The sequence below is a fragment of the Pseudomonas sp. PDM22 genome (assembly GCF_014851965.1).
GTDB lineage: Bacteria > Pseudomonadota > Gammaproteobacteria > Pseudomonadales > Pseudomonadaceae > Pseudomonas.
In genome coordinates, this window is the sequence record NZ_JACVAR010000002.1 from 937,920 (window position 1) to 961,639 (window position 23,720).

General features: G+C 67.7%; 21 protein-coding genes. 11 read left to right on the forward strand and 10 right to left on the reverse strand.

Annotated elements, in window-relative coordinates; all coding sequences use genetic code 11:
- Window positions 1–25 precede the first annotated feature (25 nt).
- Together IB255_RS09945 and IB255_RS09950 are read left to right on the forward strand one after the other, a co-directional pair.
- The gene (locus IB255_RS09945; RefSeq protein ID WP_192210157.1) at window positions 26–4,342 is read left to right on the forward strand and encodes a DEAD/DEAH box helicase; all 4,317 of its coding nucleotides are present in this window, start codon (window positions 26–28) and stop codon (window positions 4,340–4,342) included.
- Between the two features lie 57 nt (window positions 4,343–4,399).
- Window positions 4,400–5,920 carry a glycosyltransferase family 39 protein gene (locus tag IB255_RS09950; protein ID WP_192210158.1) on the forward strand — a complete coding sequence of 507 codons (1,521 nt, stop codon included), beginning with the start codon at window positions 4,400–4,402 and terminating at the stop codon, window positions 5,918–5,920.
- A 12-nt stretch (window positions 5,921–5,932) separates the two neighbouring features.
- Here the strand turns inward: IB255_RS09950 and IB255_RS09955 are convergent, their stop codons facing one another.
- Window positions 5,933–6,250, reverse strand: coding sequence for an Mpo1-like protein (locus IB255_RS09955; protein WP_081518014.1), 318 nt, complete (start codon window positions 6,248–6,250; stop codon window positions 5,933–5,935).
- Between the two features lie 148 nt (window positions 6,251–6,398).
- On the opposite strand from IB255_RS09955, the gene IB255_RS09960 reads away from it, so the two are divergent.
- Window positions 6,399–7,397, forward strand: coding sequence for an AraC family transcriptional regulator (locus IB255_RS09960; RefSeq protein ID WP_192210160.1), 999 nt, complete (start codon window positions 6,399–6,401; stop codon window positions 7,395–7,397).
- Between the two features lie 168 nt (window positions 7,398–7,565).
- Here the strand turns inward: IB255_RS09960 and IB255_RS09965 are convergent, their stop codons facing one another.
- Window positions 7,566–9,020: a TrkH family potassium uptake protein gene (locus IB255_RS09965; protein ID WP_081518016.1), complete on the reverse strand. Its 1,455-nt coding sequence runs from the start codon at window positions 9,018–9,020 to the stop codon at window positions 7,566–7,568.
- A 179-nt stretch (window positions 9,021–9,199) separates the two neighbouring features.
- Between IB255_RS09965 and IB255_RS09970 the strand changes: the two genes are divergently transcribed.
- Window positions 9,200–9,760, forward strand: coding sequence for a nitroreductase family protein (locus IB255_RS09970; protein ID WP_138212796.1), 561 nt, complete (start codon window positions 9,200–9,202; stop codon window positions 9,758–9,760).
- On the opposite strand, the gene IB255_RS09975 is transcribed toward IB255_RS09970, so the two are convergent.
- The 7 genes from IB255_RS09975 to IB255_RS10005 form a co-directional block, all read right to left on the reverse strand.
- Complete coding sequence (locus IB255_RS09975; protein WP_151186396.1) at window positions 9,741–10,220, reverse strand: hypothetical protein; 480 nt, start codon at window positions 10,218–10,220, stop codon at window positions 9,741–9,743. The two genes, IB255_RS09970 and IB255_RS09975, sit on opposite strands and share 20 nt — an antisense overlap.
- Window positions 10,221–10,246: 26 nt before the next feature.
- Complete coding sequence (locus IB255_RS09980) at window positions 10,247–11,584, reverse strand: sensor histidine kinase (protein ID WP_151186397.1); 1,338 nt, start codon at window positions 11,582–11,584, stop codon at window positions 10,247–10,249.
- Window positions 11,585–11,677: 93 nt separating this feature from the next.
- Window positions 11,678–12,133 carry a Spy/CpxP family protein refolding chaperone gene (locus IB255_RS09985; RefSeq protein WP_045210140.1) on the reverse strand — a complete coding sequence of 152 codons (456 nt, stop codon included), beginning with the start codon at window positions 12,131–12,133 and terminating at the stop codon, window positions 11,678–11,680.
- A gap of 170 nt (window positions 12,134–12,303) precedes the next feature.
- Window positions 12,304–12,981: a response regulator transcription factor gene (locus tag IB255_RS09990; protein ID WP_045210141.1), complete on the reverse strand. Its 678-nt coding sequence runs from the start codon at window positions 12,979–12,981 to the stop codon at window positions 12,304–12,306.
- Window positions 12,982–12,994: 13 nt separating this feature from the next.
- Entirely contained in the window at window positions 12,995–13,417 is a 423-nt protein-coding gene (locus IB255_RS09995) for a translation initiation factor 2 (IF-2, GTPase) (RefSeq protein WP_081518020.1), read from the reverse strand.
- Window positions 13,418–13,524: 107 nt separating this feature from the next.
- Window positions 13,525–13,824 (reverse strand): YciI family protein, encoded by a 300-nt coding sequence (locus IB255_RS10000; RefSeq protein WP_081518021.1) that lies wholly within the window; start codon window positions 13,822–13,824, stop codon window positions 13,525–13,527.
- Between the two features lies 1 nt (window position 13,825).
- Window positions 13,826–14,419 (reverse strand): septation protein A, encoded by a 594-nt coding sequence (locus IB255_RS10005; RefSeq protein ID WP_081518022.1) that lies wholly within the window; start codon window positions 14,417–14,419, stop codon window positions 13,826–13,828.
- Between the two features lie 200 nt (window positions 14,420–14,619).
- Here IB255_RS10005 and IB255_RS10010 point away from each other — a divergent pair, with 200 nt between their 5' ends.
- The 6 genes from IB255_RS10010 (at window position 14,620) to bglX (ending at window position 22,428) form a co-directional block, all read left to right on the forward strand.
- Window positions 14,620–15,495: a PHP domain-containing protein gene (locus IB255_RS10010; protein ID WP_081518023.1), complete on the forward strand. Its 876-nt coding sequence runs from the start codon at window positions 14,620–14,622 to the stop codon at window positions 15,493–15,495.
- Window positions 15,492–16,121, forward strand: a complete 630-nt coding sequence (locus IB255_RS10015; RefSeq protein ID WP_081518024.1) for an L-threonylcarbamoyladenylate synthase — start codon at window positions 15,492–15,494, stop codon at window positions 16,119–16,121. Before IB255_RS10010 ends, IB255_RS10015 begins: the two co-directional genes overlap by 4 nt.
- Before the next feature lie 61 nt (window positions 16,122–16,182).
- The gene (locus tag IB255_RS10020) at window positions 16,183–17,397 is read left to right on the forward strand and encodes a tryptophan--tRNA ligase (protein WP_081518025.1); all 1,215 of its coding nucleotides are present in this window, start codon (window positions 16,183–16,185) and stop codon (window positions 17,395–17,397) included.
- A 485-nt stretch (window positions 17,398–17,882) separates the two neighbouring features.
- Window positions 17,883–18,770 carry a segregation and condensation protein A gene (locus tag IB255_RS10025; RefSeq protein ID WP_412548119.1) on the forward strand — a complete coding sequence of 296 codons (888 nt, stop codon included), beginning with the start codon at window positions 17,883–17,885 and terminating at the stop codon, window positions 18,768–18,770.
- An 84-nt stretch (window positions 18,771–18,854) separates the two neighbouring features.
- Window positions 18,855–19,913, forward strand: a complete 1,059-nt coding sequence (gene scpB, locus IB255_RS10030) for an SMC-Scp complex subunit ScpB (RefSeq protein ID WP_192210164.1) — start codon at window positions 18,855–18,857, stop codon at window positions 19,911–19,913.
- Window positions 19,914–20,130: 217 nt separating this feature from the next.
- The gene (gene bglX, locus IB255_RS10035; RefSeq protein ID WP_318652758.1) at window positions 20,131–22,428 is read left to right on the forward strand and encodes a beta-glucosidase BglX; all 2,298 of its coding nucleotides are present in this window, start codon (window positions 20,131–20,133) and stop codon (window positions 22,426–22,428) included.
- Window positions 22,429–22,487: 59 nt separating this feature from the next.
- Here the strand turns inward: bglX and IB255_RS10040 are convergent, their stop codons facing one another.
- A complete protein-coding gene (locus tag IB255_RS10040) occupies window positions 22,488–23,267 on the reverse strand; it encodes a hypothetical protein (protein WP_192210168.1) in 780 nt (259 codons plus the stop codon).
- Window positions 23,268–23,443: 176 nt separating this feature from the next.
- Between IB255_RS10040 and IB255_RS10045 the strand changes: the two genes are divergently transcribed.
- Window positions 23,444–23,626, forward strand: coding sequence for a DUF1289 domain-containing protein (locus tag IB255_RS10045; protein WP_081518029.1), 183 nt, complete (start codon window positions 23,444–23,446; stop codon window positions 23,624–23,626).
- Window positions 23,627–23,720: the final 94 nt, after the last annotated feature.

Here is a 23,720-nt window from a genome sequence, read left to right on the forward strand (position 1 = left end):
TTCGCGCACCACCATATTGGTCTGCATGACTGCTCCTCGAACTTCCTCCCGCGCCAGGCGCGCCGATGTGCTGTCCGCTTTCCACCCGGCGGTGGCCGGCTGGTTCCGTGCGCACTTCGCGGCACCGACGCAGGCGCAGGTCGAGGCGTGGCCGGCAATCCAGGCAGGCGAATCGACCCTGGTGGCGGCGCCCACCGGTTCGGGCAAGACGCTCACGGCCTTTCTCTCGGCCATCGATGCACTGGTCCGCGAGGGGCTGGCGAACGGCGGTACGCTGCCGGATCGCACCTCGGTGGTCTACGTTTCGCCGCTCAAGGCGCTGTCCAACGACATCCGCATCAACCTCGAGGAGCCCCTGGCCGGCATCCGCTCGGCGCTGCTGGAAATGGGCCTGCCGGAGGTGGATATCCGCACGGCGGTGCGCACCGGCGACACCACTTCCAGCGAGCGCGAGGCCATGCGCCGGCAGGTGCCGCACATCCTCGTCACCACACCCGAATCGCTCTACGTGCTGCTCGGCTCGGATTCCGGCCGCGCCATGCTCGCCGGCGCGCGCAGCGTGATAGTCGATGAAATCCACGCACTGGCCGCGAGCAAGCGTGGCAGCCATCTGGCGCTGTCACTGGAGCGTTTGCAGGCTTTGTGCGAAGCGCCGTTGGTGCGCATCGGCCTGTCCGCCACGCAGAAGCCCATCGAGGCAGTGGCGGGCTTCCTGGTCGGGCGCCACCAGACCTGCTGCATCGTCGACATCGGCTACAGCCGCGAGCGCGACCTGAACCTGGAAGTGCCCGCAGCGCCGCTGGAGGCGGTGATGTCCCACGATGTCTGGGACAAGGTCTACGACCGCCTCGCCGAGCTGGCCAGCGAGCACCGCACCACGCTGGTGTTCGTCAACACCCGGCGGCTGTCCGAGCGCATCACCCGGCACCTCGCCGAGCGCATCGGCGCCGGTTGGGTGGCGGCGCACCACGGCAGCCTGTCCAAGGAACTTCGCCTGGGCGCCGAACGGCGGCTCAAGGCCGGGCAACTGAAGGTGCTGGTGGCCACCGCGTCGCTGGAGCTGGGCATCGATATTGGCGACGTCGAGCTGGTCTGCCAGATCGGCTCGCCGCGTTCCATCGCCGCCTTCCTGCAGCGGGTCGGCCGCTCCGGCCACAGCGTTGGCGGCACGCCCAAGGGGCGGCTGTTCCCCACTTCGCGGGATGACCTGATCGAATGCGTAGCGTTGCTCGACAGCGTGCGGCAGAACGAGCTGGATGCCCTGAGCATCCCCCACGCTCCGCTGGACGTGTTGGCCCAGCAGATAGTCGCCGAAGTCGCTTGCCAGGAATGGCGCGAGGACGCGCTGTTCGAACTGTTCACTGCCGCACAACCTTACGCCGACCTCAGCCGCAAGCACTTCGACGCCATGCTGCGTACCCTCGCCGAGGGCTACACCAGCCGCAACGGTCAGCGCGGCGCTTACCTGCACCGTGATGCCGTGCACCAGCGCCTGCGTGGCCGGCGCGGAGCCAAGCTCACCGCCGTGACCTCCGGTGGCACCATTCCCGATACCGGCGACTACGCCGTGCTGCTGGAGCCGCAGGGCCTCAGCGTGGGTACGGTGAACGAGGACTTCGCGGTGGAGAGCCTGGCCGGCGATGTGTTCCAGCTGGGCAATATCTCCTACCGCATCCTGCGCGTGGAGCCAGGCCGCGTGCGCGTCGAAGACGCCCAGGGCCAGCCACCGAACATCCCCTTCTGGCTCGGCGAGGCGCCAGGGCGCACCGACGAGCTGTCCACCAGTGTCGCTCGCCTGCGCGGGCAGCTGGACGAGTTGCTCGCCCAGGGCGAGAACGACCCTGAACCGCTGGCACGGGCCATCGACTGGCTGCAGGGCCTGCTCGGCCTGAACGATGCAGCGGCGCGGCAACTGGTGGAGTACCTGGCCCGCGCACGCCACGCGCTCGGTGCGTTGCCGACGCAGAAGACGCTGATCCTCGAACGCTTCTTCGACGAATCCGGCGGCATGCAACTGGTCATCCATTCGCCTTACGGCAGCCGTATCAACCGCGCCTGGGGCCTGGCCTTGCGCAAGCGCTTCTGCCGCACCTTCAACTTCGAGCTGCAGGCTGCGGCCACGGAAGACGCGATCATCCTCTCGCTGTCCACCAGCCACAGCTTCCCGCTGGACGAGGTGTGGCGCTACCTGCACTCCAACAGCGGCGAACATGTGCTGATCCAGGCGCTGCTTGACGCGCCGCTGTTCGGCGTGCGCTGGCGCTGGAACGCCACCACCGCGCTGGCCTTGCCGCGCTACAGCGGCGGGCGGAAAGTCGCGCCGCAGTTGCAGCGCATGCGCAGCGAGGACCTGCTGGCCTCGGTGTTCCCCGACCAGGTCGCGTGCCTGGAGAGCATCGTCGGCGAGCGCGAGATCCCCGATCATCCGCTGGTGGCTCAGACCCTCGACGACTGCCTGCACGAGGCGATGGACTGTGAAGGCTGGCTGGACCTGCTGCGGCGCATGGAACGCGGAGCGGTGACCCTGCTGGCGCGTGACCTGCCAGCACCATCGCCGCTGGCGGCGGAGGTGCTGTCCGTCAGCCCTTATTCCTTCCTCGATGACGCACCGCTGGAAGAGCGCCGCACCCAGGCCGTGCAGAGCCGCCGCTGGACCGACCCGGAAAGCGCCGACGACCTCGGCGCGCTGGATGCCGATGCCATCGACGCGGTCCGCGCCGAGGCCTGGCCCGAAGCCCGCGACGCCGACGAGATGCACGAGGCATTGACCGGTCTGGGTGGCATCCGCGAAAGCGAGGCGCAGGCCAACGAGGGCTGGCCATTCCTGCTCAAGTCACTGGCCAAAGCGGGGAGGGCAACGCGTCTGGAGCTGCCCGCAGGCGCCGTCTGGGTGGCGGCGGAACGGCTCAGCCAATGGCTCTCGCTGCATCCGCAGGTCGCGATGAAGCCTTCGCTCGATCTGCCTGCGGCGCTCTGCGAGCCCTGTGCGGTGGACGAAGCGCAGGTCGAACTGGTGCGGGCGCGCCTGACCGGCTTCGGCCCGCGCCTGCTGCGCGAGCTGGCGGATGACCTGGGCATTTCCTCCGGCGATACTGGCTTCGCCCTGGCCAGCCTGGAGCGCGAGGGCTACGTGCTGCGCGGTCGCTTCACGCCGGGCGCGAGCGAGGAGGAATGGTGCGAGCGCCACCTGCTGGCGCGTATCCACCGTTACACGGTCAAGCGCCTGCGCCGGGAGATCGAACCGGTGGCGCGGGCGGATTTCATGCGCTTCCTGTTCGACTGGCAGCGAGTGTCCGCTGGATCGAGGGTGCGCGGTGCTGAATCCCTGGCCGGCGTACTTAGCCAGCTGGAAGGCTTCCAGGCTGCTGCCAGTGCCTGGGAAAGCGACATCCTGCCCAGCCGCGTGGCCGACTACGGCATCAACTGGCTGGATGACCTGTGCCGCGCCGGTCGCATCGTCTGGGCGCGCTTGCCGGGCCGCGCCGCTGTAAAGGGGCGCGGCGGCCCGCTGAAGAGCACTCCCATTGTGCTGCTGCCCCGCACGCAGATGGCGCAGTGGAGCGCGTTGAGCGCGGGGCAGGCGGGTGCCGAGCTGTCCGCCAAGGCCAGCAAGGTGCTGGAGGTGCTCAAGGAGCACGGCGCGTCCTTCTTCGAGGAACTGGCCAGCGACAGCCACCTGCTGCGCACCGAGCTGGAAACCGTGCTGGGCGAGCTGGTGGCTGCCGGGCGGGTGAATGCCGACAGCTTCGCCGGCCTGCGCGCCCTGCTGATGCCGGCGGCTCGGCGGCACCCGCAGCGTCGTTCGCGCACGCCGCTGTTCGGCATGGCCGATGCCGGGCGCTGGGCGCTGCTGCGCCGCGCCACGCTGGAACCAGGAACGCGGTTGCCGGCGGAGGTGCTCGAGCACGTCGCCATGACCCTGCTGCGCCGCTACGGCGTGGTCTGCTGGCGCCTGCTCGACCGCGAAGCCGACTGGCTGCCGCCGTGGCGCGACCTGCTGCGGGTCTACCACCGCCTGGAAGCGCGCGGGGAAATCCGCGGCGGGCGCTTCGTTGCCGGGCTGACCGGTGAGCAGTTCGCCTTGCCTGAAGCCGTCGGCCTGTTGCGTGAAGTGCGTCGCCGGGAAGCAAGCGGCGAATGGGTGGTGGTGTCGGCGGTCGACCCGCTGAACCTGGCTGGCACCCTGCTGCCGGGGCGCAAGGTGCCGGCCGTGAGCGGCAACCGCGTGCTCTATCGCGATGGCGTGCCGGTGGGCGCGCTGATCGCCGGCGAGGTGGAGCTGCTCGCGGAGCTGCCGCCAGACGACCAGGCCCGCGCGCGGGAGCTGCTGATCCGCCGGTAAGCCGGGCGCGCCTGACGTACACTCAGCGGCACGGAAGTTTGTCCCTGCGAGGCCGTGATGTCTTCCCGCGAGTCCCCGAGCCTGCCTGAGCTGTTGCGCCAGTGGTGGTTCCTGCCGTTGCTGACCCTCGCGCTGTGCCTGCGCCTGTATGAGCTGACCGGCTCGGCTATCTGGGGCGACGAAGGCTCCAGCTTGTTCCTCGCCCGCTATTCGCCTTTGCAACTCTGGCAGCATGCTGCCCACGACGTGCATCCGCCGCTGTACTTCTATCTGCTGCACCTGTGGACCGGACTGCTGGGCGAGGGCGTGCTGTCGCTGCGCCTGTTCAGTGCGGTGTTCGGCACGCTCGCGGTGTTCCTCGGCGGCTGGCTGGCCTGGCGCCTCGCCAGTCGCCGCGCGGCCTTGCTCGCTGTCGTGTTGCTGGCGCTGCTGCCCACGGCGGTGCGCTACAGCCAGGAAGTGCGCATGTATTCGTTGCTCGGCTGCTGGCTGCTGGCGGCGACATTGGCCTTGCTCTACTGGCGGGAGAAGGGCAAACGGCGCCATCTGCTGGCTTACGTCCTGCTGATGGCGGCGGCGTTCTACACCCATTACTTCAGCCTGTTCGGCCTGCTGGTGCATTGGGCCTGGCTGGCGTCGCTGCCGAACGCTCCCCTGTGTCGCCGCGACTGGTGGCTGGCCAACCTGGCCATCGCCATGCTGTTCCTGCCCTGGTTGCCCGGCCTGCTGGACCTGGTTCGCCACATGGCGGTGCTGGTCGCTGGCGGAGACGTGGGCTGGGCGCCGCCGGTGGATGGCCGTTCCGTCCCGTCGATGCTCTGGCAATGGCTCGCGCAGTCCGATGGCAACGAGCTGGCGTGGCCCCTGCTGGTGGGCGTGCCGTTGCTGGTGGTGGGGGCGATGTTGCTGGTGCTGCGTCATGATCGCAGCCGCCAGCGCGCGGGCGTGTTGCTCTCGCTGTACGTCGGCCTGCCGCTGCTGGGGTTGTATGGCGTGTCTTTTGTTTCGCCGGTGTTCGTCGAGCGCTACCTGACAGCCTTTGCGTTGGGGCTGCCGCTGCTGTTCGCGCTGGCGCTGGACCGCCTGCCGGAGGCGCGGCGGGCACTGGGAGTGGTGACCCTGGCGACGCTGCTCGGCCTGCAGGCCATGGGGCTGGCGCGCGCCTACGAGACGGACCCGGACGAGCAGTTCGACGGCATGGTCGCTTACGTCAACGCCCATTACCGTGCCGGCGACCGGGTGGTGGTGGACGATATCCTCTGGTACCTGGCGTTCCGTTACTACAACCGCACCGGCAGCGAACCGCTGCTGTACACCGCGCCGGCTGCGGATGGTTCGTCCGGGCGGCCGGGGCTCTACGGTTTCGGCTCGCTGATCGATGATCGCCAGCACAGCTTCGTCGACCGCCTGGCCGACCTGCCGCCAGGCGATGGCCGTGTCTGGCTGGTGATGAGTCGCTACAACGACCAGGAGATTCCCGATGTGCCGGCCAACTGGCGGCGCATCGCCCAGCATGCCGGCGGGGAAGTGCAGGCGCTGCTGTTCGAGCGCGCGTCGCTGCGTAACGCCGCGCGCTGACCGCTCAATGGCTCAGAAACGGATGCGCCCGGTGAAGGCGTCCTTGAGCATCACCCAGTCGCCCATCAGCGACCACAGCGGGTACTTGAAGGTGGCGGGGCGGTTCTTCTCGAACACGAAGTGGCCGACCCAGGCGAAGCCGTAGCCGGCCAGCGGCATGGCCAGCAACCACAGCCAGTGCCCGCTGACGAGGGCGTAGGCGAGGATCGACAGCACCAGCAGGCTGCCCACGTAGTGCAGGCGACGGCACACGGCGTTGCTGTGTTCCTGCAGGTAGTACGGGTAGAACTCGGCGAAGCTCTGGAATCGATCGGCGGTCTGGGTGCTCATGGCGCACCTCCTGTTGTTGTGATGGCGCCAGTGTAGGCCGGTGCCTTCAGACTTGCGGATGACATAGGGGGCCAGTTTAGTATCCCCCTGTGCCGCCGGCTTCTCCGGCCGTTCGGCGCGGATCACCACCATAACCAGAAGAAATTGCATGCCTGAGCGTACAACCCTGTCGAGCTGGGTGCGGGGGATCGTCCAGTCGCTGGAGCTGGAAGGCCTCGACTGCCGCGCGCTGTTCACTGAACTGCAGCTGGATTTCGCCGCCCTCGACGACCCCGATGCGCGCTTCCCGCAGGACGCCATGAGCCGCCTGTGGAACCGCGCCGTGGAGCTGTCCGGCAACCCGGCCATCGGCCTGAACATTGCCCGCGTGCACACGCCGGCGTTCCCCGTGGTGGGTTATGCGCTGATGTCCAGCCGCAACCTGGGCGAGGGCTTCGAGCGCCTGGAGCGCTACCAGCGGATCATCGCCGAGGGCGCCGACCTGACCTTCCGCCGCCTGCCCGAGGGCTGCCTGTATCGCATCGTGGTCCACGGTGATCGTCTGCCGGTGCCGCGCCAGAGTGCAGAGTGCTCACTGGCGAGCCTGATCGCCATGCTGCGCTGGATCACCGGGCGGGCGATCAAGCCGCTGGAGGTGCGCCTGGCGGGCGAGGCACCGCCGGACATTGAGCCCTACCGCGAGTTGTTCCAGGCGCCGCTGAGCTTTGGCCATGCCGACTGCGCGATGCTGTTCTCCCACGAGGACATGAGCGCGCCGCTGCCCACTGCCAACGAGGAGCTGGCGCGCCTGCACGACCGTTTCGCCGGGGAGTACCTGGCACGCTTCGTCAGCAGCCGCTTCAGCCACCAGACTCGCCAGGTGCTGTGCCGCCTGCTGCCTCAGGGCGAGCCCAAGCGCGAAAGCGTGGCCCAGGCGCTGAACCTGTCCGAGCGCACCCTGCAGCGCCGCCTGCAGGAAGAGGGCACCAGCTACCAGCAACTGCTCGACGACACCCGCCGCGAACTGGCCCAGCAGTACCTCGCCACGCCGCGCATGACGCTGCTGGAGATCGCCTACCTGCTGGGGTTCTCGGAGCCGAGCAACTTCTTCCGCGCCTTCCGCCGCTGGTTCGGCAAGACGCCGGGGGAGTACCGCGAGGACTTGTGAGTCGTTGTGTAGAAGCGCCGTGTGCCGGCGTTCCCGGTATATCGATTTGTAGGATGGGTGGAGCGCAGCGATACCCATGCTGTCGGTGCGCGGATTCGATGGGTATCGCTGCGCTCCACGCCATCCTACGGCCTGTTCATTCGGCCCATTAAGCGGCTGTTGGAGCGATCAGTGGCGCCAGAACGCCGGGGTGAACAGCACCAGCACGGTGATGATCTCCAGGCGCCCGAGCAGCATGCCGCCGCAGAGCAGCCACTTGGCCGCGTCCGGCAGTGAGGCGAAGTTGCCCGACGGGCCGATGATCGGGCCCATGCCCGGACCGACGCCGGCTACCGTGCTGGCCGCGCCGGTGAGCGAGGTCATCCAGTCCAGGCCGAGGAACGACAGGCCCAGCGCCAGGCCGCCGACGGTGGCGCCGAAGAAGAACGAGAAGGTCAGGATCGAACGCACGATCTCTTCGTCCAGGCGGTGGCCGTTGTAGCTCTGCTTGATCACCGCGCGCGGGTGGATCAGCTGGTACAGGCTGGCGCGCAGCAGGGTGTAGGCCACCTGGAAGCGGAAGATCTTGATGCCGCCGGCGGTGGAGCCGGAGCAGCCGCCGATGAAGCCCAGGTAGAAGAACAGCATGATCGAGAAGTGCCCCCACAGACCGTAGTCGCCCAGGGCGAAGCCGGTGGTGGTCATCACCGAGGTCACGTTCACCGCGACGATGCGGAAGGCGTCGAACCAGGGCAGGCCCGAGTTCACCGAATACCAGGTGCCCATCACCAGCCAGGTGAATACCAGCAGACCGAGGAAACCGTGCACCTGGTGGTCGCGGATCAACGCCTTGCGGTTGCCGCGCAGGGTGGCGACGTAGAGCACGAAGGGGATGCTGCCCAGGATCATCACCGCCACCGCGACCCAGTGCACCGCCGGCTGGTGCCACTTGGCCAGGGACTGGTCGGAGGTGGAGAAGCCGCCGGTGGAGATTGCCGACATGGCGTGGTTGAGCGAGTCGAACAGCCCCATGCCAGCCCACCAGAAGGCCAGGGTGCCGGCGATGGTGATGGCCACGTAGACCCCGACTATGTACTTGGCCACCATGTGCGAGCGCGGCATGACCTTGTCGGAGCGGTCCGAGGATTCGGTCTGGAACAGGCGCATGCCACCGATGCGCAGCATCGGCAGGATCGCCACCGCCATCGCGATGAAGCCGATGCCGCCCAGCCAGTGCAGCAGCGAGCGCCAGATGAGGATGCCCGGGGACATCTTGTCCAGCCCCGACAGCACGGTCGACCCGGTGGCAGTGATGCCCGACATGCTCTCGAAGATCGCGTCGGTGAAGCTGATGTGCCGCGCGAACATGAACGGCAGGGAGGAGAAGAAGCAGACGATCACCCAGCTCGACACGGTGAGCATGTACATGTCCCGCGGGCGCATGTGTACCTGCTCCGGGCGGCCGGGAATGACCATGCCCAGCCCGCAGGTGAAGGTGATGATCGCCGACCAGATGAACGGGTGCAGCTCGTTGGCACGGCCGTAATACAGCAGCGTGGCCATGGGGACCAGCATGGCGACCGCCAGCGTGATCACGAAGATGCCGATGATGAATCCGAGGGTGCGTAGTGTCGGCAGGGCCATGCGCTGAGGTCTGAATCCAGGAGGAATCGGCCATTTTACCTGCCGCCTGCCGAGAGTAAACCGCGTGACACCGTTCCCCTTTACAAGTTGGGCGGAGAAGGAGTGCGCCGTCTTTCCCGGACAAATGCGAACCCTTTGCGTCTACAATGGCGGCTTTCGAGATTAACTGGAGGCAGCCCATGGAGGCTCTCGACGCGTTGCTCAACCGTGTGTCCCATGCCCGCCTGAGCGAGCCGGCACCGTCTGCCGAGCAGCTGGACCGCCTGTTCCGCAGCGCCTTGCGCGCCCCGGATCACGGGCAACTGCGCCCGTGGCGCTTCCTCACCGTGGAAGGCGAGGCGCGCAAGGAGCTGGGTGAGCTGTTCGCCCGTGCCGTGGCGGCCAATGAGCCGGATGGCAAGCCCGAGGCGCTGGACAAGGCTCGCGCCATGCCGCTGCGCGCGCCGCTGCTGGTGGTCGCCGTGGCCCGTCTGCAGGATCACCCCAAGGTGCCGGAGATCGAGCAGTGGCTGGCGGCGGGTTGCGCCGCCCACGGCATCATCCAGGCGGCCTACGTCGAAGGATTGGGAGCGATGTGGCGCACTGGCGCCATGGCGTTCGATCCGCTGGTGCGCGAAGGCCTGGGCCTGGCCGAGAACGAGCGCATCGTCGGCTTCATCTACCTAGGCACGCCGATTGGCGAGCTGCGTCGCCCGGCGCCGCTGGACCCGGCCGGGTTCGTCAGCGCCTGGCGGGGCTGAGCGGCAGTTCTAGACGTACCTTCCAGCCACCGTCGCGGGCGCGCCAGAGCAGGTGTCCGCCCTGCCAGGCGGCCAGGCGCCGCGCCGGGGGCAGGGCCTCCGGCAGCCAGGCCCTTGCCTGCGGGTCGTAGCCTTGCAGATCCAGACGCAGCTCACCGTGTGCTGAACTGAGCGACAGCTCCAGCGCCGCATGTGGATGACGCGTCAGCGCCCCTTCCAGCAAGGCATCCAGTGCTTCGCCCAACGCATCCGGCCAACTTTCCAGCGGCCAGGTACCGCTTTGCGGCAGGCTCAGGCGCAGGCCTGGCCAACGTTCGCGCCATTGCGCCGCATGGCGCGCCAGTTCTACCGCCAGCACCAGGTACTGCGGGTCGTCGTAGGGGTCGTGGCTCAGCAGGGCTGCCGGCGGCAGCGGCTGTTGCAGGGCGGGGATCGGGGTAGCGAAGGCGGGCAGGCTCATGGTTGCTCTCCGAAAATGCGCTCGGTTCAGGCGCCCTGGCGGCGCAGCGGCAGGTCGATGCTGGCCAGGAAACCGCCATCGGGATGGTTTGCCAGGCGCAGCCGTCCGTGATGGCGCTCGATGGCGCGGCGGGCGATGGCCAGGCCCAGGCCATGGCCGGGGCTGCTCTGGTTGGGAGCGCGGAAGAAGGGTTCGCCCAATTGCGTCAAGTGTTCCTCGCTGGCGCCGGGACCGTGGTCGCGCACGCTGATGTGCAGGCGCTCGTCATCGATCCGTGCCTGGACCTCCAGCGGTTGCTCGGCCGGGTTGAAGCGCGAGGCGTTGCGCAGCAGGTTGTCGAGGGCGCGTTCGAGCATGTCGGGCCAGCCGTCGACAGCCAGTTGCGGCGAGACGTCGAGCTGGATGTTCTGTTCCGGGTAAAGCACTTGCGCGTCGTTGCGCAGGCGTTCGAACAGCGGCAGCAGGTCGATGCGGCTGGTCGGGCCGGGTTCGGCGTCGAGGCGGGCGAGGGCGAGGATCTCGCTGATCAGCGCTTCCAGGCGGTCGCATTCCTGTTCCAGACGCGGCCACATGGCGGCGCGCTGTTCGGGCTCGGCGCGTTCGGCCAGGGCCAGGGCAATACGCAGGCGCGCCAGCGGTGAACGCAGCTCGTGGGACACATCGCGCAGGAGCTGGCGTTGGCTGCCGATCAGCCCCTGCAGGCGGGCGCCCATGCGGTTGAAATCACGGGCCAGCACGCCTAGTTCGTCGCCACGGCGGGAGAGGCGGGCAAGGCTGTCCTGTTGATAACTGGTCTGGCCGAGGTCATGCACAGCGCGGCGCAGGCGGTTCAGCGGGCGGGTGATGGACAGCGTCAGCAGCAGGCTGAACACGGTCAGCACAACCAGCGCGATGCCCAGCGCACTCAGCGGCCAGAGCAGGCTGCTGCGGTGCCAGGCCTGCAGTGTCGGGTGCGGAATGCGGTAGATGAACAGGTAGGTCTGGTCGGTACGGCTGCTGGTGTATTCCTGGCTCAACTGGCGCCAGGGGAAGCGCGGCAGGTTTTCCCGGTCGAAGTTGTTGTCGCGCGGGCGTGGCGGGCGCGGCAGGTAGGTACCGTTGACCAGGCGCTGGCCAGTCTCGTCGAGCACCTGCACCGAGAGTTCGTATTGCTTGCGGCGGCTTTCCAGCAGTTCCTGCGCGGCATCCGGGCCTTGCGTCTCGTAAAGCAGGGTCCATTGCTTGGCGATGTCATGCAGGCCGGGATAGCGGGCGATCACCCAGGTGTCCTGGTTCAGGGCGCGGCCCAGCAGGATCGACAGTCCGGCCACCAGCAGCAGGGCGAGCCAGAAGGCGGCGAGGATCCGCCAGAAGAGTGAACGCATGGTCTTCCTGTTCAGCCGCATGGTCTATCCGTTGTCGGGGGCTCCACGGCAAGGCGCCGGGTAGAACCCGGCGCCTGCGTTTGCTGGAGCGAATCAGTTGGTCTTGGCGCCGTCCTTCTGGGCCTTCCAGGTCTGGAATTCAGCCCATTCGGCCTTGCGCTGTTCGCGCTGCTTCTTCATCTCGTCGAACTTCTTCTGCTGCTCGGGCGTGAGGATGCCGCGGATGCCGGCGTCGGCCTTGTCACGGTTGGCCTTCAGTTCTTCCTGCATGGCCTTGCGGTCGGCCTCGGGCAGCTTGTTCCAGTACTTCTCGGTGATCGCGCGGCGATCCTTCATCGAGTCGCCCATCAACTTGCCGACTTGCTGGCGCTGGTCCTGGGTCAGGTTCAGTTCGCGGAACGCACCGCCGTGTTCGCCGCGGTGCATGCCCGGGCCGTGGTCCTTCATGAACGGGGCCGGCGGCGGAGCGTCGGTCGGCGCGGGAGTGGCCGCCAGCGCGACGGTCGGCAGGGCGGCAGCGATCAGCAGGGCGGTCAGGGTCTTGCGCATGGTGTTTCTCCTTTCAGGGGCCGGTCGTTACCGGATGAGCCCAGTCTAGGGTCGGCAAGGTCAAGGGCGGTCAGTCCCACGTAAAGCTTCGGTAAAGATTACGTGAAGCCCGGCTGGAAACTTTACGAAGCCCGGGCCAGAGCGGCCCGGGCCCTCCGCAGGGCGAGATTTCAGGCTGCGTAGAAGTAGCCGCGCCCGCGCAGGGCGAGGATGCGCGGGCGGCCGTCGGGGTGGCTGCCGAGCTTCTTGCGCAGGTTGCTGACGTGCATGTCCAGGCTGCGGTCGTACAGGGTCAGCTTGCGGCCCAGCGCGAGCTGCGCCAGCGCCTGCTTGTCCAGTGGTTCGCCCGGCTGGCGCAGCAGGGCTTCGAGGATGCGGCTCTCGGAGAGGGTCAGGCTGATTTCTTCGGCACCGATGGTGGCCACGCCGCGCGACAGGTTCAGCGCCAGGTCGCCCAGTTCCAGTTGCGCGGCGGGTTGTGCCGGGTGGCTGCGGCGCAGTACGGCGCGCAGGCGGGCGGTCAGCTCGCGGGGGTCGCAGGGCTTGGCCAGGTAGTCGTCGGCGCCCAGCTCCAGGCCGAGGATGCGGTCCAGCGGCTCGCCGCGGGCGGAGAGCATCAGCACCGGCAGGTCCGGATGGTCGCTGCGCAGCGACTTGAGCAGTTCCAGGCCGCTGCCGTCGGGCAGCATGACATCGAGCACGACCGCGTCCGGCGCACGGCTGCCCAGCGCGGCGCGGGCCTGCGCGCCATCGTGGGCGGCGCGGATGCTGAAACCTTCCTGGGTCAACCAGGTGGTCAGCAGTTCGCAGAGTTCGACGTCGTCGTCGATCAGCAGCAGTTCACTCATGAAGAGGCTTCTTTCAGTTGATCCATTCGCGGCGCGAGCGGCGGCGGCCACGGCTCAGCATGCCCAGGATGAACGCCAGCAGGGCGGTGCCGGCACCGGCCACGTACCAGGTCTGCTGCTCGCTGAGCAGGCGCGGCGGCTGGTTGGCCTGGGCCTCGCGCAGTTGCAGCTTCAGGCGCTGGTTTTCCTGGGTGAGGCGGGCGATGCGGGCTTCATCCTGGCTGTTATCCTGCTGTGCCGGTTGCGCGGCCAGTTGCGCGGCCAGTTCGGCGCGCTGCCGTTCACTGTCGGCCAGGCGCTGCTCCAGTTCAGGATTGGCGGCCGGCGGTTGAGCTGTTGCCTGGACAGCGCCTTGCGCCGGTTGCTCCGTGACGGGCTCTTCGGCGAGGGCGGGCAGCGGCAGGGCGAGGCAGGCGAGCAGGGGCAAACGGCGCATCGGGACTCCTTGTTCGATGATGTGCCGCCGTCCATGGCCATCCCGGCGCAGTCCGGCTGCGATGCCCCGTGGCGCTCCGTGCCTCGGGGTGCAACGCTCGCGCGCTGTTAGGGCAGGACTTTCTTGAACGGCTTGACCACGACTTCGGCGTAGACGCCGGCGGCGCGGTACGGATCGGCGTCGGCCCAGGTCTGGGCGGCGGTCAGCGAGTCGAACTCGGCGACGATCAGGCTGCCGGTGAAGCCGGCGGCGCCCGGGTCGTTGCTGTCGATGGCCGGGTGCGGGCCGGCCAGCACCAGGCGGCCTTCTTCCTTCAGCTGCTCCAGGCGTGCGATGTGCGCGGGACGGGCGGCCAGGCGGCGTTCTTGGGAAGCGGTGATATCACGGGCAATGATCGCGTAGAGCATGTCAGTCCTTGGGTTTTTCGCCGGTAGGTTCATCGTGCATGTGGCGGGCCAGGAATACGCCCTGGCCGATCAGGAACAGCAGGGTCATGCCCAGGCTGCCGAACACCTTGAAGTCCACCCAGTAGTCCTGGAAGGTGAAGGCGACGAACAGCTGGACACAGCCGCAGATCAGGAAGAACAGCACCCAGGCGACGTTCAGTTTCGCCCAGAGGGTATCGGTCAGGTGTACCGCATGGCCCATGATGCGCTGGATCAGCGGCTGGCCGCCAATGAAGTGACTGCCGGCGAAAGCCAGGGCGAACAGCCAGTTCACCACCGGCGCCTTCCACTTGAGGAAGGTTTCGCTGTGGAAGGCCAGGGTCATGCCGCCGAACACCAGGCAGGCGGCGAGCGTCACCCACTGGCCCTTGTCCAGCTTGCGCTGCTTGATCAGCAGGGCGCCGTAGACCACCACGGAGGCGACGATCAGCACGGCCGTGGCGCTGTAGATCCCGCCGACCGAGAAGCTCTGGCCGGCGAGTTCGACGTTGCGCGGGTCGAGCTTGTAAACGATGAAGAAGAGGATGAGGGGAATGAAATCGATGAATTGCTTCATTACGGCAGCCAGAGCCCAGTAGAGCCGGCATAATACCAACCTGCGGATGAACTGAAAGAGCCATCCGCCCAACGCTGCGTCAGATCATGGTTTCAATGCGTTGCCGCGGGAGCGTTGGCACAGAAGCGTCTATACAGAAAGCTATCCCGACACAAAGCTGTCCTGACACAAAGCCACCCCCTGCATTCCCTGGAAGCCCCATGCGAGTCGATCTGCACTGCCACAGCACCGCGTCCGACGGACAGCTCAGCCCGACGGCCCTGGTCGAGCGTGCCCATGGGCGCGGCGTGCGCGTACTGGCGCTGACCGACCACGATACCCTCGACGGCCTGCCCGAGGCGCGCCGCGCCGCGCAGGCGCTGGGCATGGAGCTGGTGGACGGCGTCGAAGTGTCCTGCACCTGGGGCGGGGCGACCATTCACGTGCTCGGCTACGGCTTCGATGTGACGGCCGAGCCGCTGGTGCAGGCGCTGGACGACCTGCACCGCGCCCGCTGGACCCGCGCCGAGGAAATCGGTCGGCGCCTGGAGGTCAAGGGCATGCCCGGTGCCTTCGAGGGCGCGCGGGCGATTCAGGCCGAACTGGGCGACAGCGAGAACGCCCCGGCACGCCCGCATTTCGCCGAGTTCCTGCTGCGCCAGGGCTACGTCAAGGACCGCGCCGAGGCCTTCCGCAAGTGGCTGGGCGCCGGCAAGCTGGGCGACGTCAAGCAGCACTGGCCGAGCCTCGCCGACGCCGTCGGCACGCTGCGCGCGGCGGGCGCCTGGATCAGCCTGGCGCACCCCTACCAGTACGATTTCACCCGCACCAAGCGGCGCAAGCTGGTGGCCGACTTCATCGCCGCCGGCGGTCATGCGCTGGAAGTCTGCAACGGCCCGCAGCCGGCCGAGCAGGTCGGCGTGCTGAGCATCCTCGCCCGCGAATTCGGCTTGATGGTCACCGCCGGCAGCGACTTCCACGGCCCCAGCGACTGGTCGGAGCTGGGCCTTTACCGGAGCGTGCCGGAAGACCTGGTGCCGCTCTGGCCGCGCTTTGCCAGCGCCGAGAACGCCATCGGGATCAAGGAGACTCCATGAGCCAGTTCTTTCAGATCCATCCGGAAAATCCCCAGGCGCGCCTGATCAAGCAGGCGGTGGAGATCGTCCGGCAGGGGGGGGTGATCGCCTATCCCACCGACTCCTCCTACGCGCTGGGCTGCCGCATCGGTGAGAAATCCGCGGTGGAGCGCATCCGCCACATCCGCCGGCTCGACGACAAGCACAACTTCACCCTGGTCTGCCGCGACCTGTCCGAGCTGGGCCTCTACGCGAAGGTCGACACCGGCCTGTTCCGCCTGCTCAAGGCGCACACGCCCGGCCCCTACACCTTCATCCTCAACGCCACCCGCGAAGTGCCGCGCATGCTGCTGCATCCCAAACGCCGCACCATCGGCCTGCGCGTGCCGGCCTGCCCAATCGCCCTGGCGCTGCTGGAGGAACTGGGTGAGCCGCTGATGAGCGTCAGCCTGATCCTGCCCGGTGAGAGCGAGCCGCTGAACGATCCGTACGAGATGCGCGATTCGCTGGAGCACCTGGTCGACCTGATCATCGACGGCGGTTTCGGCGGCGGCGAGGCCTCCACCGTGATCGCCCTGACCGACGAAGACCCGGTGGTCGTGCGCGTCGGCTGCGGCGACCCGGAACCCTTCATGGTCAACGCCTGAACACGCCCTGCGTGCTGGCTATACTCCCTCGTCCCATCGCCGAACCCGCGAGGTTGACCGCTTGACCAGCGTCGAATCCCTGCGCCGTGTGCTGTCCGGCATGCGCCCCACCGGGCGCCTGCACCTGGGGCATTACCACGGTGTGCTGCAGAGCTGGGTGAAACTGCAGCACGAGTACGAATGCTTCTTCTCCATCGTCGACTGGCATGCGCTGACCACCGAGTACGACGAGACCGCCAGCATCCGCCAGCACGTGCGCGACATGGCCATCGACTGGCTGGCAGTGGGCGTCAGCCCCAGCGCCGCGACTATGTTCATCCAGTCCCAGGTGCCCGAGCACGCCGAGCTGAACCTGCTGCTGTCGATGATCTGCCCGCTGTCCTGGCTGGAACGTGTGCCGACCTACAAGGAGCTGCAGGAAAAGCTGGTCCACAAGGACCTCTCCACCTTCGGCTTCCTCGGCTACCCGCTGTTGCAGGCCGCTGACATCCTGATCTACCGCGCCGGCCTGGTGCCGGTGGGCTCGGATCAGTTTGCCCACGTCGAGTTCACCCGCGAGATCGCCCGCCGCTTCAACCATCTTTATGGCGGCGAGGTGGACTTCGAAGACCGCGCCCAGACTGCCATCGCTCGCCTGGGCAAGAAGACCGGCAAGCTCTACAGCAGCCTGCGCCGCGCCTGGCAGGAACAGGGTGACGCCGAGGCGCTGGAGACCGCCCGTGCGCTGCTCATGGAGCAGCAGAGCCTGACCCTGGGCGACCGTGACCGGCTGTTCGGTTACCTCGAAGGCACCAGTCGCATGCTGCTGCCCGAGCCGCAGACCCTCACCAGCCACGCGCCGAAGATGCCGGGGCTGGACGGCCAGAAGATGTCCAAGTCGCACCACAACACCATTGCCCTGCGCGACAGCCCGGCGGTGGTCGAGGAAAAGATCGCGCGCATGCCCACCGACCCCGCGCGCGTGCACCGCCGCGATCCGGGCGACCCGGAGCGCTGCCCGGTATGGCAGTGGCACCTGATCTACTCCGACGAGAGTTGCCGCCAGTGGGTGCAGGAAGGTTGCCGCAGCGCCGGGATCGGCTGCCTGGACTGCAAGCGGCCGGTGATCGAGTCGATCCTCCACGAACTGGCGCCGATCCAGGAGCGCGCGCTGGACTACGAGGACAATCCCGAACTGGTGCGCAGCATCCTCGCCGAAGGCGCCGAGCGCGCCCGCGAGGCCGCGCGGGAGACGCTGGTGGAAGTGCGGCATGCGATGGGGCTGTCCTACCGCTGACGCGCCATTGCTCTTCGGGTAGTTGGTGCTCGCGGCTCCCTCACCCCAGCCCTCTCCCAGAGGGAGAGGGGGCCGTCCGTGCCGGCTGACTCCGTGGCTTCAGCCGGCTCCGATCTGTCCCCTCTCCCGCTTGCGGGAGAGGGTTAGGGTGAGGGGCCTTCGCTCTTTGTAGGGGCGGACGTTGTCCGTGATAGGCCCGCATCGCGCCGAAGCCAAGCGCAGACCCCATCTCGGACAGAGCCCGCTCCTACGCGCAGGCAAACCGCACAGGCCGCAAATCCGCCAAAAGCCCCTCGCGCCGCCGGCAAAAGCAGGGATAATGCCGCCTTCGAACCCCAGCGCCTGACGAGTGGCCGATGAGTGACCTGACCGAGCCGGAAGCCCCCGCCGCCGCCCCTGAATACCAGGTGCCGGTGCAGCTGGCGCTCGTCTACGGCGAGGCCCTGACGGAGATGCCGCAGGACCTGTACATCCCGCCGGACGCCCTGGAGGTCTTCCTCGAAGCCTTCGAAGGCCCGCTCGACCTGCTGCTCTACCTGATCCGCAAGCAGAACATCAACATCCTCGACATCCCCGTGGCGGAAATCACCCGCCAGTACATGGGCTACGTCGAACTGATGAAATCGGTGCGCCTGGAGCTGGCTGCCGAGTACCTGGTGATGGCCGCCATGCTCGCCGAGATCAAGTCGCGCATGCTGCTGCCGCGCTCGGCCGAGGCCGAGGAAGAAGAGGAAGACCCGCGCGCCGAACTGATTCGCCGCCTGCAGGAGTACGAACGCTTCAAGAAGGCCGCCGAGGACCTCGACGACCTGCCGCGCCTGGGCCGCGACTACGTGGTGCCCACTGTCGCCGCGCCGGATGCGCGGGCGCGCCGGCTGCTGCCGGAAGTGGACATGCAGGAACTGATGCTGTGCATGGCCGAGGTGCTGCGCCGCGCCGACCTGTTCGAAAGCCACCAGGTCACCCGCGAGATGCTCTCCACCCGCGAGCGCATGACCGAAATCCTCGAACGCCTGAAGGGCGAGGGCTTCGTGCCCTTCATCAGCCTGTTCCGTGTCGAGGAGGGCAAGCTCGGCGTGGTGGTGACCTTCATGGCGGTGCTGGAGCTGGTCAAGGAACAGCTGGTGGAACTGGTGCAGAACGAAGCTTTCGCGCCCATCCACGTCCGCGCCCGCACCGAGGTACAGGAAGGCGCCGCGCGCTTCGGGGAAGTGCCGGAAGATGTACTGGAAGAGGGCGACGAAGACGTCTTCGAACCGCGCGAAGAGCCGCCGGCCGAGCTGACCTTCGAGGACGGCCACTTCGACGGCCCCGAAGGCGAGTCGGCGCTCGACCAGGCCCTGGACGGCGAGCCGGAAGACGAGCCGCTCTGATCCGCCAGCGTTGCCCTGGCGCCGCGCTTTGAGTAGCTTTCCCGCCTGAACGGCGAAACCTTCAACCCCCGACCCGAGCCCCCGATGAATCTCTCCGACCCGCAAGAACTGGCGACCCTGCTCGAAGGCATCCTCCTGGCTGCCGGCAAGCCCATGTCGCTGGAGCGCCTCGGCGAGCTGTTCGAAGAGGCGGAGCGCCCCGAGCCGCAGCAGTTCCGCGATGCGCTGGCGGTGCTGGGCCTGTCCTGTTCCGGGCGGGCCTTCGAGCTGAAGGAAGTCGCCACCGGTTACCGCCTGCAGGTGCGCGAGAAGTTCGCTTCCTGGGTCGGCCGGCTCTGGGAGGAACGTCCGCAGCGCTACTCCCGTGCGCTGCTGGAAACCCTGGCGCTGATCGCCTATCGCCAGCCCATCACCCGTGGCGAGATCGAGGAAATCCGTGGCGTCGCGGTGAACACCCAGATCGTCAAGACGCTGATGGAGCGCGAGTGGATCCGCATCGTCGGCTACCGCGAAGTCCCCGGCCGCCCGGCCATGCTCGCCACCACCCGCACCTTCCTCGACTACTTCAACCTCAGGAGCCTGGAAGACCTGCCGCCGCTGGCCGAGCTGAAACTGATGGAGCCCGAGCCGCAGCCGATCCTCGAGGACATGGCGCCGGTGGCCAGCCTGCCGAGCCCCGAGGAATACGACGAGGACTACGTGCCGCCGTCGCTGCAGGCCCTGGCCGACCAGGCCGTGCGCGATGCCGGCGAAGAGCCGGAGCCCGCGCCGCCGGAGGAGCCGAAGGAGGAGACCAGCTTCCGCAGCCTGCTCGCCGAGCTGGACGAGATGGAACAGGGCCTGAAGACCGACTTCGACGACCTGATCGACCGTCCACCGAGCGACGACGAAGACACCGGCGTGGATGCCGACTTCAGCGGCGTGCACGCGCTGCCGGAGGTCGAGCCGCAGGACGAAGCCCAAGCGGATGTCCCGCCCGAAACACAAGGCCAGCCCGAAGCGGCAGCCGAGCCTGAAGCGCCCGTGCCGCCGCCGGCCCCCGCGCCGTCCGCGCCCGCGGAAGACGAATGGGACGAAGAGCGCGCCCTGCGCGAAGCCATGCTCGAGGAAATGGAGTTCAACGCGCGCAATCGCGACCATTGAGCCCGGCCTTTGGCACATCTGACCGAGGCTTTCCAGCCGTTCGGTGATTGACTTCCGCCCTCGGCGCGACGACCTTATGTGCCGCGTTCGCAAGGCGCTGGCGGCAACACCCGGGGATGCCGCCCGATCGACCGCCCTGACGACGTCTCTCGACAACAATCCACAGTGGCCTGGCGCTGCGCGCAGGCTGCTGAGTACCCATATGAAAAGAACTCCAATCAGCCGTATCTGCTGGCTCGGCCTCCTGCTGGGCCTTGGCAGCGCTTCGCTTTCCGCCGCCCAGGCACCTGCCGCTGCACCCGCCGTGCCGCTGGCCGGGCAGTCGAAGGACGCCTTCATCGACAGCCTGATGCAGCGCATGACGCTGGAAGAGAAGATCGGCCAGCTGCGCCTGGTCAGTGTCGGGCCGGACCATCCCAAGCCGGTACTGCTGAAGGAAATCGCCGAGGGCACCACCGGCGCGGTGTTCAACACCGTGGTCCGTCCGGGCATCCGCGACCTGCAGGACGCGGCCATGAAAAGCCGGCTGAAGATCCCACTGTTCTTCGCCTATGACGTGGTCCACGGCCACCGGACCGTGTTCCCCATCGGCCTGGGCCTGGCGGCGAGCTGGGACATGGCATCCATCGAGCGCAGCGCCCGCGTCGCGGCCATCGAGGCCAGCGCCGACGGCCTCAACCTGACCTATTCGCCCACCGTCGACATCGCCCGCGATCCGCGCTGGGGCCGTGTTTCCGAAGGCTTCGGCGAAGACGCCTGGCTGACCAGCAAGGTCGCCGCCGCGGTGGTCAAGGGCTACCAGGGCCAGGGCCTGAACCAGCCGCAAACCATCATGGCCGGGGTCAAGCACTTCGCCCTGTACGGCGCCGGCGAAGGCGGCCGCGACTACAACACCGTGGACATGAGCCCGCAGCGCATGTTCCAGGACTACCTGCCGCCGTACCGCGCGGCCATCGACGCCGGCGCCGGCGCGGTGATGGTCTCGCTGAACAGCATCAACGGCGTGCCGGCCACCGCCAACAAGTGGCTGCTGCAGGACCTGCTGCGCGGCCAGTGGGGCTACAAGGGCCTGACCCTGAGCGACCATGGCGCGGTGCTGGAGCTGATCAAGCACGGCGTGGCCGCCACCGAGCGTGACGCCACCCAGGCGGCGATCAACGCCGGCGTCGAAATGAACATGAACGACGATCTCTACGGCAAGCACATGCCCGAGCTGCTCAAGGCCGGGCTGATCAGCCAGGACGAGATCGACCGTGCCTGCCGCGACGTGCTCGCCGCCAAGTGGGACATGGGCCTGTTCCACGACCCGTACCGCTACCTGCAGGGCAAGGACCCGGTCGACACAGACGCCGAGGACCGCCTGCACCGTGCCGACGCTCGCGAGATCGCGCGCAAGGGCATGGTCCTGCTGAAGAACGAAGGCGGCGTGCTGCCGCTCAAGCGCGACGGCGTGATCGCCCTGATCGGCCCGCTGGCCGACAGCAAGCGCGACGTGATGGGCAGTTGGTCCGCCGCTGGCAAGGCCTTCCAGGCCGTGACCGTGCTCGAGGGCATGGGCGCCGCCACCCGTGGCCATGCCGCGCTGCTCTACGCCAAGGGCGCCAACGTCACCGACGATCCGGAGATCGTCAAATACCTCAACGAGTACAGCGAAGACGTGAAGGTCGACTCGCGCAGCCCGAAAGCCATGATCGACGAAGCCGTCGAGAAGGCGAAACAGGCTGACGTGGTGGTGGCTGTGGTCGGCGAATCCCAGGGCATGGCCCACGAGGCGTCGAGCAAGACCAACCTGCACATCGCGCAGAGCCAGATCGAGCTGCTCAAGGCCCTCAAGGCCACCGGCAAGCCGCTGGTGCTGGTGCTGATGAACGGCCGGCCGATGGACCTGCGCTGGGAAAGCGCCAACGCCGACGCCGTGCTGGAAACCTGGTTCAGCGGCACCGAGGGCGGCAACGCCATCGCCGACGTGCTGTTCGGCGACTACAACCCGTCGGGCAAGCTGACCATGACCTTCCCGCGCTCGGTGGGCCAGGTGCCGATCTACTACAACCACCTGAACACCGGCCGCCCGTTCGACCACGAGCACCCGAACAAGTACACCTCGCGCTACTTCGACTCGCAGAACGGCCCGCTATACCCCTTCGGCTACGGCCTGAGCTACACCGACTTCAGCGTCTCGAACGTGAAGATGTCGGGCAGCAAGCTGAAGAAGGGTGACCAGCTGACCGCCAGCGTGACCGTGAAGAACACCGGCAAGGTTGCCGGCGAGACCACCGTGCAGCTCTACCTGCGCGACGTCGCCGCGTCCATCAGCCGCCCGGTCAAGGAGCTCAAGGGCTTCAGCAAGATCCTGCTGCAGCCGGGCGAGTCGAAGGTGGTGCAGTTCCCGATCCGCGAGGAGGACCTGCGCTTCTACGACAGCCAGCTGCGCTACGCCTCGGAGCCGGGCGAGTTCAAGGTCTACGTCGGCCTGGATTCGGACAACGTGAAAGAGCAGAGCTTCACGCTGCTCTAAGCGTCACTCGCTGCTGCAAACTAGAACGCCACGGCTGACCCAGCCGTGGCGTTTTGCTTTCAGGCAGCTTTGGCTGCCTTGCGGGAGCGGAGCCCGATCAGCCAGCGCACCGCGCCTTGCACCAGCACGGCCAGTAGCGCCGCCTCGGCGAAGCTCGGCAGGGTGTCGTTGGCCGGCAGGCGCAACGCCAGCCACAGGCAGAACGCTGCGAAGGCCGGGCGCCCGCTGACCATGCCGCGCAGCAGGGCGATGACGAAGCCCGCGCCGTGCAAGCGCTGCGATGACACGCAGAGCACGATGGAGAGCAGCGGAAAGACCGCCAGCAGGCCGCTCCAGCGCGGCCCGGCCCAGCCGGCGAGGGCGGTGACGGCCAGGGTCAGCAACGCACCGGCGAGCATGCGCAGGCCCAGCTCGAAGCGGCCCAACGCGGCGACCGTGCCCGGCAACTCGGCGCGGGGCATGAACAGCTGGCTGGTCAGCGCGCCCAGTGCTGCGGCGATCAGCGCCCAGGCGGGCGCGGCTGGAAGTTGCGTCAGGGCCCAGGCAGCCACCAGCCAGGCGAGCATCGCGCCGCTCAGGGCCAGCGTCCAACGGTGCTTCCGGCACAACCAGGCATAGGCGAAGTTGAACGCTTCCGAAGCGAAGATCGCCGCCAGCGCCAGCAGCGCGGCCTGGGCGCCGAAGTCGCGGCCGTGCTCCACGGTGATCAGGTACAGGATGGGACCGGCGATGGCGGGCAGGGCGGCGAGGCAGCCGGCAACGGTCGGCCCCCACCAGCGCCCGGAAAGGGATACCAGCAGCAGGAACAACGGAACCAGGGTGAGCTTGAGGGCGAGCATGGGCGAGGCCGGAAGGCGTGGAGGGCGGATTCTAGCAAGGCGCGCAGACTTCGATTGCCCGCTTCGATAACCCGCGTCGATGGCGCCGATGGGGAAATCGAGTTGGACCTTGGCGCCGCGCGGGTGTCCATTGTGCAGGCCCACTGACGTTCACCCATCGAATCGAGAGGAAGTCCGTGAAGAGTCCGTGCATCAAGGTCTGCGAGTTCGAAGAGGGCATCTGCCTGGGCTGCGGCCGCAGCCGTGAGGAAATCAAGGCGTGGAAGCGTGTCGACCACCTGGGCCAGGAGGCGATCCTGGCCGAGGCGGACATGCGTCTGCTGGTGCTGGAGGCGCAGGGCAAGCGGCTATACCGCTGAGAGGCGTTAGACGCAGGGCGAATAACCCGGAACGGGTTATCCGCCGCATCCTCCACGGCGGATAACGCTGGCGCGTTATGCGCCCTACAGAATG

Excerpts from the sequence above, each read along its gene's own strand:
- IB255_RS09945 (WP_192210157.1), top strand. The coding sequence starts at position 26 with ATGACTGCTCCTCGAACTTCCTCCCGCGCCAGGCGCGCCGATGTGCTG.
- IB255_RS09950 (WP_192210158.1), top strand. The coding sequence starts at position 4,400 with ATGTCTTCCCGCGAGTCCCCGAGCCTGCCTGAGCTGTTGCGCCAGTGG.
- IB255_RS09955 (WP_081518014.1), bottom strand. The coding sequence starts at position 6,250 with ATGAGCACCCAGACCGCCGATCGATTCCAGAGCTTCGCCGAGTTCTAC.
- IB255_RS09960 (WP_192210160.1), top strand. The coding sequence starts at position 6,399 with ATGCCTGAGCGTACAACCCTGTCGAGCTGGGTGCGGGGGATCGTCCAG.
- IB255_RS09965 (WP_081518016.1), bottom strand. The coding sequence starts at position 9,020 with ATGGCCCTGCCGACACTACGCACCCTCGGATTCATCATCGGCATCTTC.
- IB255_RS09970 (WP_138212796.1), top strand. The coding sequence starts at position 9,200 with ATGGAGGCTCTCGACGCGTTGCTCAACCGTGTGTCCCATGCCCGCCTG.
- IB255_RS09975 (WP_151186396.1), bottom strand. The coding sequence starts at position 10,220 with ATGAGCCTGCCCGCCTTCGCTACCCCGATCCCCGCCCTGCAACAGCCG.
- IB255_RS09980 (WP_151186397.1), bottom strand. The coding sequence starts at position 11,584 with ATGCGTTCACTCTTCTGGCGGATCCTCGCCGCCTTCTGGCTCGCCCTG.
- IB255_RS09985 (WP_045210140.1), bottom strand. The coding sequence starts at position 12,133 with ATGCGCAAGACCCTGACCGCCCTGCTGATCGCTGCCGCCCTGCCGACC.
- IB255_RS09990 (WP_045210141.1), bottom strand. The coding sequence starts at position 12,981 with ATGAGTGAACTGCTGCTGATCGACGACGACGTCGAACTCTGCGAACTG.
- IB255_RS09995 (WP_081518020.1), bottom strand. The coding sequence starts at position 13,417 with ATGCGCCGTTTGCCCCTGCTCGCCTGCCTCGCCCTGCCGCTGCCCGCC.
- IB255_RS10000 (WP_081518021.1), bottom strand. The coding sequence starts at position 13,824 with ATGCTCTACGCGATCATTGCCCGTGATATCACCGCTTCCCAAGAACGC.
- IB255_RS10005 (WP_081518022.1), bottom strand. The coding sequence starts at position 14,419 with ATGAAGCAATTCATCGATTTCATTCCCCTCATCCTCTTCTTCATCGTT.
- IB255_RS10010 (WP_081518023.1), top strand. The coding sequence starts at position 14,620 with ATGCGAGTCGATCTGCACTGCCACAGCACCGCGTCCGACGGACAGCTC.
- IB255_RS10015 (WP_081518024.1), top strand. The coding sequence starts at position 15,492 with ATGAGCCAGTTCTTTCAGATCCATCCGGAAAATCCCCAGGCGCGCCTG.
- scpB (WP_192210164.1), top strand. The coding sequence starts at position 18,855 with ATGAATCTCTCCGACCCGCAAGAACTGGCGACCCTGCTCGAAGGCATC.
- IB255_RS10040 (WP_192210168.1), bottom strand. The coding sequence starts at position 23,267 with ATGCTCGCCCTCAAGCTCACCCTGGTTCCGTTGTTCCTGCTGCTGGTA.